Origin of the sequence: Streptomyces sp. NPDC058239 (assembly GCF_042882185.1) — a bacterium.
Taxonomy (GTDB): Bacteria; Actinomycetota; Actinomycetes; order Streptomycetales; family Streptomycetaceae; genus Streptomyces.
This window is the reverse complement of sequence record NZ_JBHVWS010000001.1, coordinates 26635-40313: the sequence shown is the minus strand read 5'-3', so window position 1 is coordinate 40313 and position 13679 is coordinate 26635. Positions and strand designations below refer to the sequence as shown.

Below are 13679 nucleotides of genomic sequence, written 5' to 3'. Positions count from 1 at the left end.
CCCGGGTGACGGATACCCAGGCGCATGACGAAGCGCACGGCAACGGGCTCGGCACGCGGCTGAACTGGCTGCGTGCCGCGGTCCTCGGTGCCAACGACGGTGTGGTCTCCACCGCGGGCCTGGTCGTCGGCGTGGCCGGCGCCACCGGCGACCGCGGCGCTCTGCTCACGGCAGGCCTGGCCGGGCTGCTGGCCGGGTCCATGTCGATGGCGGCGGGCGAGTACGTATCGGTCTCCACCCAGCGCGACTCGGAGAAGGCCGCGCTGGCGACGGAGAAACGGGAGCTGGCGGAGGCTCCGGAGGCCGAACTCGCCGAGCTGACAGGTCTGTTGGAGGGCAAGGGGCTGAGCCGGGATGTCGCCCGCGAGGCCGCCCTCCAGCTCACCGCACGCGATGCGCTGCGTGCCCACGCGGAGGTCGAGCTGGGCATCGACCCGGACGAGCTGACGAACCCGTGGCATGCGGCGGGGGCGAGCTTCCTCGCGTTCACGGCGGGCGCGCTGCTGCCGCTGCTGGCGATCGTGCTGCCCCCGGCGTCGCTGCGGCTGATCATCACCGTGCTGTCGGTACTGGCGGCGCTGGCACTGACGGGCTGGTGGAGCGCACGGCTGGGGGACGCGACGCCGGGGCCCGCGGTGCTGCGGAACATGGGCGGCGGGGCGGTGGCGATGGCGGTTACATATGCCGCGGGGCAGTTGTTGGGGGCGGTGGGGGTTTAGGAGCGGCGGATGATGCGCTCGGGCGGGAAGAGTTCGGTGCCGGTGGCCCGGGTGCTGTCCAGCAGCGTGACAGTGAGGCGCTTGATTCCGGCAAGCGGGCTCAGATCGATCGGGGGAGCGTCCTGGGCGCAGTGGCTCAGCCGGAGCGAGGTGAGGCCGGGCAGGTCGCGCAGGGGAGTCAGATCGCCGACGGTTCCGCAGCGGAACAGGAAGAGCCGCTGCAGCCCGGTAAGGGCGGGAATCAGCCGAGGGTCGAAGTGATCGACCTCGTGCACTCCCAGTCCCGTGAGCATGCAGAGGGTGGGGTGCCGTTCCAACTGGAGGAGCTGGGTCGGGCCCCCGACCGTGAGCGAGTCCAGGTGCGGCCAGCGCTCGATGCCGTCGAGACTCAGATACCGGGTCTGACGGGAGAGCCCGAGGTTGACGAGCTGAGGGCCGATGGGCAGTTCGCCCACGCTCTCGATGAGTAGAGGCTGCTGAGCCGTGAAGTCCTTGAGCCCCGTCATGTCGCGCAGCGGCTCGATGGAGACCTCGGGGTTGATCTCGTACAGCAGGAGGCTCCTCAGTGCGGGGCCGGCCAGAGGGCTCAGGTCCTGCACCCGTGAACAGCGGCTGAGCCCCACGTCGGTCAGCGAGGGCACAGAGGCCAGGACGGAGAGGTTCGTCAGTGCATGGTTGTCGTACAGGAAGAGTGCTTCCGGGGCATCCAGCAGAAGCAGGGGGGCGAGATCGCAATGGTCGCCGCTCAGGTGAATCCGCCGGGCCCCACGCGTGTGGGGCAGCGCGCTGAGCTGATCGGGCCTGTGAACGTACAGATATGACCTGGTCCAGGAACTGGCGGACAGCACCTCCCGGGCGTATTCCTCGGCCACGAAGGTGCCCCAGCCCTCGGCCAGTTGACGGGAGACCTCCGGTCGCTCGTCCTCTCTGAACCCGACCATCACCTCGAACGCGGCATCTCCCCCGATCAGTGCCGCCGTCCGTACGATCGCGGCCGCAGTCCCCTCGCTCAGGTTGCCGGGCTTCGGTAGCAGGTCCAGCACCAGCTCACCCGCCTTGGCGAGCTCGTCGGCGTCCTCGAGATCCAGCGGCGGCAGCAGCTCCTCCGTCCGCGCCTGGACCTCGGACCGCACACCAGGATGCAGCTCCGGCGCATGGTCCAGGCTCGCCGCCGCCAGCAGCACCAGACGATGGCGGTGTTCCGGCTCCTCCTCGGAACGATGCAGCAACTTACTCAGCAGCACGGCCCGTTCGTCCACCCGCGCATGCCCCACCGCCATCTGCACCACGTCGTCCCACCCGTCATCGTCCGCATTGCGCACCAGTACCCCGAAGTCCCGCGCCTCCACCGCCGCCTTCGCGCCCAGGTAGTCCAGGAACGTCCGGTGCACGAAGTCCACGGCGCCCGGCGCCGGTTCGCGCAGCAGCCCGCTCCTGATCAACAGGTGCGCGAACACCTGCTCCGCCGTGCCCCGCACCTGTGGCATCGCCCGCAGCCACTCCGCCACCATCGCGACGGCCTCTTCGCGATCCGCCTCCACCTGCCCGTTACGGATTAGCCAGTACGCCAACCGCTGCAGCAGCGCGGTCTGCTCCTCCCGGGTCAGGTCGACGCCCTCCACGCCCACGATCTCGCGCTCGGTGTCCCGGCGTACGAGAAGCATGTCCAGCGCCGCGTCGTACAGCTCCTTGCGGGCGCGCGGCAGCTGCGTCCGCCGGTCCCGGTTCAGCGCGCACAGCAGCGCGCACATCAGAGGATTGGTCGCCAGCCGGCCCAGATCCCGGCGCATTCCGACCGCCCGCCGCAACGAGCCCTCGTACGTGTCGAGCTGCTCCCGATCGTCGTCGGACAGGCACTCCGCCCTCGCCGCGTCGTGCCAGTGCCCGATGAACGCGCGGATGTCGTCCCGCTCCATCGGCAGCAGCGAGTGTGCGACGAAGCCCTGCTGCCCCAGCCACCCGTCCGGGACGGCGGACGGCCGGGTCGTCACCACGTACCGGGCCTGGGGGTACGCCGCGATCAGGTCCTTGAGCCAGCGCTCGGTCCGGTTGCGCAGCCGCATCGGGACCTCGTCCACCCCGTCGACCAGGACCAGCGCCCGGCCCTCGGTCAGCAGCCGGTCCGCCCACCCGGCAGGCGCCGAGCCGTGCAGCGGAACACCGGTCGCGCGCAGGAAGTCGTCCGGGGCGGGCAGGGTCCCGTACGACGTGAAGGCGCGCAGCCGCAGGACGAACGGTACGCAGCGGTTCCAGTCCATCAGCTCGCTGTCGAACGTGCGGCGTGCGGCATTCAGCGCCAGCCACTGCACCAGCGTGCTCTTCCCGGAACCCGCCGGGCCGCGCAGGAGCAGCCGGTTGGTCTCCAGGAGAGCCTGCTCGGCCCTGACCGTCACCCGGTCCGGCGTGGACAGCTCCCACCATTGCGGACCGGTGTCGTGGGAACTCACCGCCAGACTGATGTACGCCGTCTCCAACGGCCACTCACTCGCCGAGCGCCCCAGCGTCAGCCCGAACAACCCCATCCGGCTGTTCGCCGCGGCCACGAACTCCGCGTACCGCCGCTCGAAGTCCAGCGCCGCCGCGTCCGGGCGCGGGCCCACCCGGGCCCGGACGTCCTCCACCAGCTCCCGCGTCCGCTCCGCCGCGCGGACCTGCTCCACCGCCGCCCGCGCCGCGAACGACGGCTGGGCGGTCAGCTGCTCCACGACATGAAGGCAGCACCGGCCGAGCAGTTCCTCGTACAGCTCGACCGCACGCTCCGAGAGGCCCGCGGCGGGCGCCGACAGCTCGGCGCGCAGCCGTTCGGGCTCCAGGTCCACGGCGAACAGCCGGTCCACCGTCAGTTCGCCCGCTGCCGCGAAGGTGTCCCGTACCGCTTCCACGGCGGCCAGCCGCTCGTGCTCCGGCACTCCGGCGTACGACTGGGCCAGTCGCCCGCCGAGCACCTTCGCCAGACGGTCCGGCTTCGCCGGGCGGGGGAGCGGGCGCACCGGGTCCGGGACCAGGCCCGCGCCGGGCTTCGGCGTCACCAGCGATTTGGCGACGGTGCCGATCACCGTAGTGGCCAGCCGGAGCATCGCAACTTCCAGACCCTGCACGGCAGTTCCTCCCCCATGGAAGCTCCAGTACAGGGATCGTACGACGCCCGCATTGGCAGAAGTCACCAAAGACTGCTGACACCATGTCTCGCATACTTGTTGGTAACAACGTCTAGTCCCCGGCCGACCTGCGGCTCTACGGTGCTCGCATGCCGCCGAACCTGCCCGATGTCGTGCTCTGGTCCATACCGGCCTTCGTCCTGCTCACTGTCCTCGAAATGGCCCTCCACCACTTCCACCCCGATGACGAAGCCGCCGGGTACGAGGCGAAGGACGCCGTCACCAGCATCACCATGGGGCTCGGCAGCCTGGTCTTCGACCTGCTGTGGAAAGTGCCCATCGTCGCGATCTACACCGCGGTCTACGAGCTGACGCCGCTCCGCGTCCCCGTGCTGTGGTGGACCGTCCTGCTGATGCTGCTCGCGCAGGACTTCTTCTACTACTGGTCGCACCGGGGCCACCACGTCATCCGGATCCTCTGGGCCTGCCATGTGGTCCACCACTCCAGCCGGAAGTTCAACCTCTCCACCGCGCTGCGCCAGCCCTGGACGTCGCTGACCGTCTGGCCGTTCTATGTGCCGCTCATCGCCTGCGGTGTCCATCCGGCCGCGCTCGCCTTCTGCTCGTCGGCGAACCTCGTCTACCAGTTCTGGGTGCACACGGAGCGCATCGACAAGCTCCCCAGGCCCTTCGAGTACGTACTGAACACGCCCTCCCACCACCGGGTGCACCACGCATCGCAGGGTGGCTACCTGGACCGGAACTTCGGCGGCATCCTGATCCTGTGGGACCGGCTCTTCGGGTCCTTCACCGCCGAGACGGAGCGGCCCGTGTTCGGTCTCACCAAGAACATCGACACATTCAATCCGCTCCGTGTCGCCACCCATGAGTACGCCGCCATCGCCCGCGACGTGCGGTCGGCGGGCAACTGGAGCGAGCGGGCCGGGCGGATCTTCCGCGGGCCCGGCTGGCAGCCGGCCGGAACGGCCCCCCGTACGGCCCTCCCCGCCCGGGAGCGCACCGGATGAGCGCCGACGCCGTCCTGGACCGGCGGGAGCGTCTTGTGCGCCCGCTGCTCATCGCCTTCCTCGTGGCCTCGGCCGTCGACCTCTTCGGCGTGCTCGCCGGAGTCCCGGTCGCCCACGTCGTCGCCAAGCCCCTGCTGATGCCGCTGCTGGCCGGTTACGCCGCAGCCCGGCGCGGCCCCCGGCTGCTCATCGCGGCGCTCCTGTTCGGCTGGGGCGGCGACACGCTGCTGCTGCCCGATGCCGATGTCGCCTTCCTCATCGGGATGGGCTCCTTCGCCGCCGGTCACGTCTGCTACCTGTGGCTCTTCGGACGTGCCCGCAGTTCGCTGCCCGTCGGGTTCGCGTACGCCGCCGTCCTGGCCACCTTCGTCGCGCTGCTCTGGAGCGGGCTGCCGGCGGACATGCGGATTCCGATGACCGGCTACAGCCTGCTGCTCACGGCGATGGCGTACCGCGCCGGCACCCTCGGCCGGTACGCGGCTGCCGGCGGGGCGCTCTTCCTTCTCTCCGACGCGCTCATCGCCACCGGGATCGCCGACTGGCCGCAGCTGCCCGCGCCCGACTTCTGGGTCATGCTCACCTACATCGCGGCGCAGTTCCTGCTGACTGTCGGGGCGCTCGCACCAGGTGCGAAATGGGCCGGTGCCACTCCTGGGGCGTACCGTGAGCGGAGTATCAGTATCTGAGATCAGCAAGGACCCCCACGCATGCGCGCCACCGTCATCCACGCCCCCCACGACATACGTGTGCAGGAGGTGCCGGACCCGTCGATCCAGCAGCCCACCGATGTGGTGCTGCGGGTTCTGCGGGCCTGTATCTGCGGCAGCGACCTGTGGGCGTACCGCGGGGAGTCCGCCCGGCAGCCCGGCCAGCGCATCGGGCACGAGTTCCTCGGGATCGTCGAGGAGGCGGGTTCCGAGGTGGCCGGCTTTGCCGTCGGTGACCTCGTCGTCGCGCCCTTCGTCTGGTCCGACGGCACCTGCGCGTACTGCGCGGAGGGCCTGACCACCTCCTGCCCGCAGGGCGGCTTCTGGGGCTCGGTGGGCTCCGACGGCGGGCAGGGCGAGGCCGTGCGCGTCCCGTTCGCCGACGGCACTCTGGTCAAGCTCCCCGCCGCCGCGGCCTCCGACGACCACCTGCTCACCGCGCTGCTGGCCCTGTCCGATGTGCTCGGCACCGGACACCACGCCGCCGTCGGCGCGGGCGTGAAGCCCGGCACCACGGTCGCGGTCGTCGGCGACGGAGCGGTCGGACTGTGCGGCGTCATGGCCGCCAAGCGGCTCGGCGCCGAGCGGATCATCGCGCTCGGCCGCCACCAGGTGCGTACGGACATCGCCCGCACCTTCGGCGCCACGGACGTCGTCGCCGAGCGCGGCGAAGCGGCCGTCGAAGCCGTACGGGAACTGCTCGGCGGCGAGGGCGCACACGCCGTGATCGAGGCCGTCGGCACCGAGCAGTCCATGCGCACCGCCGTCGGGATCACCCGCGACGGCGGCTCCATCGGCTACGTCGGCGTGCCGCACGGCAGCGGCACCGGCCTGGACCTCGGCGTCATGTTCGACCGGAACATCGCCCTGCGCGGCGGCGTCGCCCCCGTGCGCACGTACATTCCGGAGCTGCTCCCCGACGTGCTGTCCGGCACGATCGACCCGTCGCCCGTCTTCGACCTGACCATCGGCCTCGACGACGTCCCCGTTGGTTACAAGGCGATGGACGACCGGACGGCGCTGAAGGTGCTCATCAAGCCGTGAGCCAGGCGGTCGCGTCCGCCCCCAGCGGGCCGGGCGGGCGCGACCAGTCGGCGGGGGAACCGTCGAAGGCGACCGGCGGCAGGGCGTGACGCAGCCGGCCCAGCGGGCTGTCCGTCTCCGTGAGCCACTTCTCCGGGTCGTACGAACTCCCGGCCCCGGCGCCGGGTTCCTGCCGGGCGGGCAGCTCGTCGAGCAGCCAGGCGGCGGTACGGGCGAGCGAGAGCGTGACCAGCCGGGAGCCGCCGTCGTCGTGCTGCTCGGTCAATGCGCGCAGCACGGCGGCGGCCAGCAGATAGCCCGTGCCGTGGTCGAGGGCCTGGGCGGGCAGCGCACCGGGCGGGTTCTCGGACCCTGCCGCGGCCTCTGCCGAGGCGATGCCGGTGGCCACCTGTACCAGACTGTCGAAGCCGCGCCGCTGCGCCCATGGCCCGTGTCCCCAGGCCGAGATTCGCCCGATCACCAGCCCGGGCCTGCGCGCGGCCAGGGACTCCGGCGTCAGACCGAACCGCTCGATCGCCCCGGGCCGGTAGCCGATGACGACCACATCCGCACCGCCCAGCAGCTCGTCGAACGCGGCCGTACCGGAGCGGCTGCCGAGATCCAGGTCGGCCGACCGCTTCCCGAAACCGGTGTCGCTGTGTGCGTCCTGGCTCTCCGGGAGCTGCGGGGCGTCGATCCGCAGGACGTCCGCGCCGAGCAGCGCGAGCGTACGGGTGGCGACCGGCCCCGCGATGACCCGGGTGAGGTCCAGCACACGCAACCCGGCAGCGGGCAGCAGCGGTTCACCGGCGAGCGCCGCCGTCCGGCGGACCGGCGCGCTGTCGATACGGTCCCTGGCCACCAGCGGCGTGCCCGCGACCGCGGCACCCCGAGGGTCGGCCGCCCACTCCTCGGGCGTATGGGCGACCACGGCCAGGCCGCCCGCGGCGTACACCGTCCGCTCGATCTCCGGTCCCCGGCGCCCGGCGAACGAGGCGGCGACGGCGTCCACGGCGATGTCGTCCGAGGTGTCCGCGGGCAGCCCCAGCGTGGCGAGCAACCGGGCCCGGTGGTGCGGGTAGTTGGCGTGCGTACGGACCCAGCCGTCCGCCGTGCGCCAGAACCGGGACAGCGGGGCGAAGTTGGTCGGTGCGCGCCCGTCGATCCGCAGATGGCGCTCGCTCGTGAACGCCGTGGCCACCGCACCGTCATCGACCAGGACCTGCGGCACGGGGCGCGCGGTGCGGCGGGCGGCCAGTTCGGCGGCGGCCAGTGAGCAGACCGCGACGGCGGAACGGGCCAGCTCCATGGCGGGCAGCCGGGCGGGCAGCAGCCCGTCCAGGCCGCTCGCCCCGATGTGCGCAAGCAGCGCGGGATCACCGCCGAGCGCCGCCCAGGCCTGCTCCGTACCGGACTTTCGCGCATGAGTCATTCCCGCACTATGGCACTGAGTGCCACGAGCCGGGAAGCGACCAGGGGGCAAGCAGCGGGAGGGGCCGGCCGATGACTCCGGGCCCCTCCCGCTCCGTCGTGTCACCTACCAGCGGACCGCGTTCAGCGCGTTCACCACACCGGCCCCGTAGAAGCCGTTGCGGTTCTTGCCACCCTCGCAGACGGCGTCGATCTTGCCGTCACCGTCGATGTCGTACGGTGCGCCGCACGCGGTGGCGTCGGCCTCGGCCGTCAGGAGCGCCTTCACGGCGGCCGCCGAGGCGTGCGGGTGCGTCGACTTGATCAGGGCCGCGACACCCGCGACGTGCGGGGAGGCCATCGACGTACCGGCCTTGTAGCCGTACTTGCCGCCCGGCAGCGTGGACAGGATCAGACCGCTCGTGGCGGGCGGTGCGGGCGTCTGGTACACCGTCGAGTCGCCGCCCGGGGCCGCCACGTCGATGACACCGTTCCCGTAGTTCGAGTACGAGGCCTTCAGACCCTTGGCACCGGTCGCCGAGACCGTCACCACGCCCGGCAGCATCGTCGGGATGTCGAAGCACTCGCGCGGGTCGATCGTCCGGGTGACCGGCGTGGTGTCGTTCGGGCTGGTCGTGTCCTCGATCTCGTCGGCGGCCAGGTCCTCGGCCGAGTTGCCGGCGGCGGCGACATTGACCGTGCCCTTGCGCTCCGCGTACCGCGTGGCACGGGTGACGGCCTCGACCAGGGCGCCCTGGTCCGGGTCGTTCTTGCAGTTGAACAGCCAAGGATCGGTGTAATAGCTGTTGTTGGTGACATCGACGCCGTGTTCGGCGGCCCAGACGAAGCCGCAGACGACCGACTCGGTGTAGAAGAACCCGTTCGGGTTCGCCACCTTGATGCCGGAGACCTTCACGCCCGGCGCGACCCCGGTCACGCCGATGCCGTTCTTCGCGGCGGCGATGGTGCCCGCGACATGTGTGCCGTGGTCGCTCTCACCGGTCTTCGGACGCCAGGCGCCGTCCGTCGTGTCCGGCGCACCGGACACACAGTTCGCCGAGGCCCCGCGGTCGAAGTTCGGCGCCAGATCCGGGTGGGTGTCATCGACACCCGTGTCGATGACCGCGACCGTGACCTTGCTGCTGCCCAGCGACTTCCGGTGCGCCTGGTCCGCCTTGATGGCAGGCAGATCCCACTGCAGGGGCTCCATCGGATCCTGGTCCGCCGTCGCCTGCGCAGCCGCGCTCTTCGCCTGCTCGGCGGTGAGCGGCTGCTCGACCCCGATGTCCTTGGTGGCCTGCGGGACGATGGGGTTGGTGCGGGTGGCCCCTGCCGAATCGACACCCCTGACCCGGCGGATCGACTTCGCGAAGTCCGGGTTCTGCGAGTGGACGACGATGACACCGATCTGCTCATAGGCGATCACCACCGTGCCGCCGGCCTCGGCTATCGCCTTCTTCACCTGCTTGACGGTCCCGTGACCGCCCCGTGTGTTGACCACGTACGAGAGCTTCGGGCCGTCAGTCGACACCGCCGCCGTGGGCTGCGCGTCCACCGGTGCGGCAGAGGCGGCGCCCGTCGGCAGGAAGCCGAGCGAGGCCGTGAGTGCCAATCCGACGGGCAGCGTCAGTGCGCGCGTCCGTCTGGATCCCAGATGAGCCATGGGGTCTCCACATCATCCGTGCCGGTCGACCGGACACGGGGTGTGCCCAGTCGCGTACATGACGAGTGAAGCTATCGCTGATCATCCCTGCTGATCAATGAGTTCGGGATACCCGGTTCGGCCGGACGGCCGCGAAGAAGCGAGTTCGAGAAGTGCGGACCCGCGGTGAACCGCTTCGCCGCGCCCTCCGTGCCGTTGTCAGGGGGAGGCGCATCATCCCCCCGATAACGAGGATCCCCAGTGAAATCCACCGTCCCCACCACCACCGCACCCGCGTCGCGAGGAGATTCCGTGGCAACCGATGCACCGCCGCCCGAGGGCATTGCGGAAACCCGCCCTGCCGAGACCACGACCGAGGCGTTCATCGCGACGCAGGAGAGCACGGAGTTCGGCGAACTGCGCCACGCGTACCGCTCGTTCGCCTTCCCGCTGACCATCGCCTTCGTCCTCTGGTACCTGCTGTACGTGCTGCTGTCCAACTACGCGGGCGGCTTCATGGGCACCAAGGTGTACAGCAACATCAATGTGGCCTTCGTGTTCGGCCTCGCCCAGTTCGTCACCACATTCCTCATCGCCTGGCTCTACTCGCGCCACGCAGCCGCGAAGCTCGACCCGAAGGCCGAGGCCATCAAGTCCCGTATGGAGGCCGACGCATGAGCGCCGCGTACCACTCGCACCCCGCCCTCCAACTGGCCGCCTCCTCGACCACCGAGCACCGGCCGCTGATCATCACGCTCTTCGCCGTGTTCGTCGCCGCGACCCTGGGCATCACCGTCTGGGCCGGACGGCAGACCAAGAGCGCCTCCGACTTCTACGCCGGCGGACGCCAGTTCACCGCCTTCCAGAACGGACTCGCCGTCTCCGGCGACTACATGTCGGCGGCTTCGTTCCTCGGGATCGCCGGGGCCATCGCCCTCTTCGGCTACGACGGCTTCCTGTACTCCATCGGCTTCCTCGTCGCCTGGCTGGTGGCCCTGCTGCTGGTCGCCGAACCGCTGCGCAACTCGGGCCGCTACACGATGGGCGACGTCCTCGCCTACCGGATGCGGCAGCGCCCGGTCCGTACCGCCTCCGGCGTCTCCACCATCATCGTCTCGATCTTCTACCTGCTGGCGCAGATGGCGGGCGCGGGCGTCCTGGTCTCCCTGCTCCTCGGCATCACCAGCGACGCGGGCAAGATCCTCATCGTCGCGCTGGTCGGCGTACTGATGATCGTGTACGTCACCATCGGCGGCATGAAGGGCACCACCTGGGTTCAGATGGTCAAGGCCGTGCTGCTGATCGCCGGTGCCCTCCTGATGACCTTCCTGGTGCTGCTGAAGTTCAACTTCAACGTCTCCGACCTGCTGGGCACGGCCGCCTCGAAGAGCGGCCACGGAGCGGCGTTCCTGGAGCCCGGCCTCAAGTACGGTGCCACCGGCACCTCGAAGCTGGATTTCCTCTCCCTCGGCATCGCCCTGGTCCTCGGCACCGCCGGCCTGCCGCACATCCTGATCCGCTTCTACACGGTGCCGACCGCCAAGGCCGCCCGTAAGTCGGTCAACTGGGCCATCGGCATCATCGGCGCCTTCTACCTGATGACGATCGCGCTCGGCTTCGGCGCCGCGGCCCTGATCGGCCCGGACGAGATCAAGGCGAAGAACCCGGCCGGCAACGCGGCCGCCCCGCAGCTCGCCGAGTACCTCGGCGGGGTCGGCTCCACCGGCGGCGCCGTGCTGCTCGCCGTGATCTCGGCCGTCGCCTTCGCCACCATCCTCGCCGTCGTCGCAGGGCTCACCCTCGCCTCCTCGTCCTCCTTCGCGCACGACATCTACGCCAACGTCATCCGCAAGGGGAAGGCCACCGAGAAGGAGGAGATGCGGGCCGCCCGCTGGGCCACCGTCCTCATCGGTGCGGTCGCGATCGCCCTGGGCGCCTTCGCCCGCGACATGAACGTCGCCGGACTGGTGGCACTCGCCTTCGCCGTCGCCGCCTCCGCCAATCTGCCGACGATCCTCTACAGCCTCTTCTGGAAGCGGTTCACCACCCAGGGCGCGCTGTGGTCGATCTACGGGGGTCTGGCGAGCTCGGTGTTCCTGGTGCTGTTCTCGCCGGTCGTCTCGGGCAACCCGAAGACGTCGATGTTCAAGGGCGTCGACTTCGCCTGGTTCCCGCTGGAGAACCCGGGCCTGATCTCCATCCCGCTGGGCTTCCTGCTCGGCTGGATCGGCTCCCTCCTCTCGAAGGAGCAGCCGGACAAGGGCAAGTACGCCGAGCTGGAGGTCAAGTCCCTCACGGGCGTCGGGGCGCACTGAGAGGGGAAAGTTTTCCGAGGAGTTCGCTCCACGCGTCACTCCGGTTCCGTGGCCGCGTCGTAGAGTCCTACGACGCGGCCACGCCGCTCCTCGTGGCAAACGGGCCGTTCCGATGTCACAGGTCTCGCGTAGTCTCGGAGAAGTCAGCCGGAAGAGCCAGATCCGCAGCCGGAAGTTGCTGGGGGAGGGGGCCCACATGCTCATCGACACCTATGACCGGGTCGCCACCGACCTGCGTGTCTCGCTGACCGACCGGTGCAATCTGCGGTGCACGTACTGCATGCCGGAAGAAGGCCTGCAGTGGCTGGCCAAGCCCGACCTGCTCAGTGACGACGAGATCGTCCGGCTGGTCCGTGTCGCCGTCACCCGGCTCGGCATCACCGAGGTCCGCTTCACCGGCGGTGAGCCGCTGCTGCGCCCGGGGCTCGTCTCCATCGTCGAGCGATGCGCGGCCCTGAGTCCGCGCCCCAAGATGTCGCTCACCACCAACGGCATCGGGCTGAAGCGCACAGCGGCCGCGCTCAAGGCCGCCGGTCTGGACCGGGTCAATGTCTCGCTGGACACCCTGCGCCCCGACGTCTTCAAGACACTCACCCGCCGTGACCGCCACCACGACGTGCTGGCCGGCCTGGAAGCCGCGCGCGACGCCGGTCTCACCCCGGTCAAGGTCAACAGCGTCCTGATGCCGGGACTCAACGACGACGAGGCCCCCGACCTGCTCGCCTGGGCCGTCGAGCACGACTACGAGCTGCGCTTCATCGAGCAGATGCCGCTCGACGCGCAGCACGGCTGGAAGCGCGACGGCATGATCACGGCAGGCGACATACTCCAGTCGTTGCGCACCCGCTTCACCCTCACCGAGGAGGGCGACGGCGAGCGCGGCTCCGCCCCCGCCGAGCGCTGGCTCGTCGACGGCGGACCCCACCGTGTCGGTGTCATCGCCTCCGTCACCCGCCCCTTCTGCCGGGCCTGCGACCGGACCAGGCTCACCGCCGACGGCCAGGTGCGCACCTGCCTGTTCGCCCGCGAGGAGACCGATCTGCGCGGCGCCCTGCGCTCGGACGCGCCGGACGAGGAGATCGCCAGGATCTGGAAGCTCGCTATGTGGGGAAAGAAGGCCGGATCCGGTCTGGACGACCCGTCCTTCCTGCAGCCCGAGCGGCCGATGTCGGCGATCGGCGGCTAAGGCCTGTCCGGCCAGGTCCTGCCCCGGCCCTGGGGCCCTAGCGCCCGTCCGCCCCTGATCCGCCGCCGGACTCCCACTCCGTCAGCGTCACGACATCCTTGAGGAAGCCCCGGACGCCCAGGAACGAGGAGAGATGCTCCCGGTGTTCCTCGCAGGCCAGCCAGGTCTTACGGCGCTCCGGGGTGTGCAGCTTCGGGTTGTTCCAGGCGAGCACCCATACGGCGTCGGCACGGCAGCCCTTGGCGGAACAGATGGGTGCGGCGGCAGCGCTCTCGGCCGCGGATTCGGGGGAGTTCACGGACTCAACCCTAGGTCAGCGCCTGTGCCGGCCCCACGGGCCGACCGCCCGACGCATCCCCTGCCGGGAGAACCGGCGAAAAAGCGACGCCGAGCAGCCACGGGGGGAGCTGCCCGGCGTCGGTCTGTCGCTCCGACGGGGGATGCGGAGCGCCTACGAAGTATGTCACGCAGACCGGGGTGCGGTGCACCGTAACTTCATGATTGATCTGAGCTTTTCTTGAGCCTTGGGTGCGGTCCGGCCCCAACTGTGC

11 protein-coding genes are annotated in these 13679 nt (G+C 70.4%); 7 read left to right on the top strand and 4 right to left on the bottom strand.

The features are described from left to right. The first annotated feature begins 5 nt into the window (after positions 1–5). On the top strand, positions 6–719 hold the full coding sequence (locus ACFVYE_RS00195) for a VIT family protein (RefSeq protein ID WP_383959493.1): 714 nt from the start codon (positions 6–8) through the stop codon (positions 717–719). Here the strand turns inward: ACFVYE_RS00195 and ACFVYE_RS00190 are convergent. After that, complete coding sequence (locus ACFVYE_RS00190) at positions 716–3817, bottom strand: NACHT domain-containing protein (RefSeq protein ID WP_389603363.1); 3102 nt, start codon at positions 3815–3817, stop codon at positions 716–718. The genes ACFVYE_RS00195 and ACFVYE_RS00190 overlap by 4 nt on opposite strands. 149 nt (positions 3818–3966) lie before the next feature. On the opposite strand from ACFVYE_RS00190, the gene ACFVYE_RS00185 reads away from it, so the two are divergent. Genes ACFVYE_RS00185 through ACFVYE_RS00175 form a run of 3 tightly spaced genes read left to right on the top strand, consistent with a single transcriptional unit; the run spans position 3967 to position 6596 of the window. Further along, positions 3967–4845 (top strand): sterol desaturase family protein, encoded by an 879-nt coding sequence (locus ACFVYE_RS00185; RefSeq protein WP_383959489.1) that lies wholly within the window; start codon positions 3967–3969, stop codon positions 4843–4845. Further along, a complete protein-coding gene (locus ACFVYE_RS00180; protein ID WP_383959487.1) occupies positions 4842–5531 on the top strand; it encodes a lysoplasmalogenase in 690 nt (229 codons plus the stop codon). The genes ACFVYE_RS00185 and ACFVYE_RS00180 overlap by 4 nt, the downstream gene beginning before the upstream one ends. A 21-nt stretch (positions 5532–5552) precedes the next feature. Beyond that, a complete protein-coding gene (locus ACFVYE_RS00175) occupies positions 5553–6596 on the top strand; it encodes a zinc-dependent alcohol dehydrogenase family protein (RefSeq protein ID WP_383959485.1) in 1044 nt (347 codons plus the stop codon). Here the strand turns inward: ACFVYE_RS00175 and ACFVYE_RS00170 are convergent. Together ACFVYE_RS00170 and ACFVYE_RS00165 are read right to left on the bottom strand one after the other, a co-directional pair. Continuing rightward, positions 6586–8007, bottom strand: coding sequence for a CoA transferase (locus ACFVYE_RS00170; protein WP_389603360.1), 1422 nt, complete (start codon positions 8005–8007; stop codon positions 6586–6588). The two genes, ACFVYE_RS00175 and ACFVYE_RS00170, sit on opposite strands and share 11 nt — an antisense overlap. 105 nt (positions 8008–8112) lie before the next feature. Next, positions 8113–9648, bottom strand: a complete 1536-nt coding sequence (locus ACFVYE_RS00165; RefSeq protein WP_389603358.1) for a S8 family serine peptidase — start codon at positions 9646–9648, stop codon at positions 8113–8115. Positions 9649–9939: 291 nt separating this feature from the next. Between ACFVYE_RS00165 and ACFVYE_RS00160 the strand changes: the two genes are divergently transcribed. The 3 genes from ACFVYE_RS00160 (at position 9940) to moaA (ending at position 13128) form a co-directional block, all read left to right on the top strand. Then, a complete protein-coding gene (locus tag ACFVYE_RS00160; protein ID WP_383959479.1) occupies positions 9940–10305 on the top strand; it encodes a DUF485 domain-containing protein in 366 nt (121 codons plus the stop codon). Then, positions 10302–11942, top strand: coding sequence for a cation acetate symporter (locus ACFVYE_RS00155; protein WP_383959477.1), 1641 nt, complete (start codon positions 10302–10304; stop codon positions 11940–11942). The genes ACFVYE_RS00160 and ACFVYE_RS00155 overlap by 4 nt, the downstream gene beginning before the upstream one ends. Before the next feature lie 196 nt (positions 11943–12138). After that, positions 12139–13128, top strand: coding sequence for a GTP 3',8-cyclase MoaA (gene moaA, locus ACFVYE_RS00150; RefSeq protein WP_383977625.1), 990 nt, complete (start codon positions 12139–12141; stop codon positions 13126–13128). Between the two features lie 37 nt (positions 13129–13165). Here the strand turns inward: moaA and ACFVYE_RS00145 are convergent, their stop codons facing one another. Beyond that, on the bottom strand, positions 13166–13426 hold the full coding sequence (locus tag ACFVYE_RS00145; protein WP_383977628.1) for a hypothetical protein: 261 nt from the start codon (positions 13424–13426) through the stop codon (positions 13166–13168). Positions 13427–13679: the final 253 nt, after the last annotated feature.

Excerpts from the sequence above, each read along its gene's own strand:
- ACFVYE_RS00180 (WP_383959487.1), top strand. The coding sequence starts at position 4,842 with ATGAGCGCCGACGCCGTCCTGGACCGGCGGGAGCGTCTTGTGCGCCCG.
- ACFVYE_RS00175 (WP_383959485.1), top strand. The coding sequence starts at position 5,553 with ATGCGCGCCACCGTCATCCACGCCCCCCACGACATACGTGTGCAGGAG.
- moaA (WP_383977625.1), top strand. The coding sequence starts at position 12,139 with ATGCTCATCGACACCTATGACCGGGTCGCCACCGACCTGCGTGTCTCG.
- ACFVYE_RS00155 (WP_383959477.1), top strand. The coding sequence starts at position 10,302 with ATGAGCGCCGCGTACCACTCGCACCCCGCCCTCCAACTGGCCGCCTCC.
- ACFVYE_RS00170 (WP_389603360.1), bottom strand. The coding sequence starts at position 8,007 with ATGACTCATGCGCGAAAGTCCGGTACGGAGCAGGCCTGGGCGGCGCTC.
- ACFVYE_RS00185 (WP_383959489.1), top strand. The coding sequence starts at position 3,967 with ATGCCGCCGAACCTGCCCGATGTCGTGCTCTGGTCCATACCGGCCTTC.
- ACFVYE_RS00165 (WP_389603358.1), bottom strand. The coding sequence starts at position 9,648 with ATGGCTCATCTGGGATCCAGACGGACGCGCGCACTGACGCTGCCCGTC.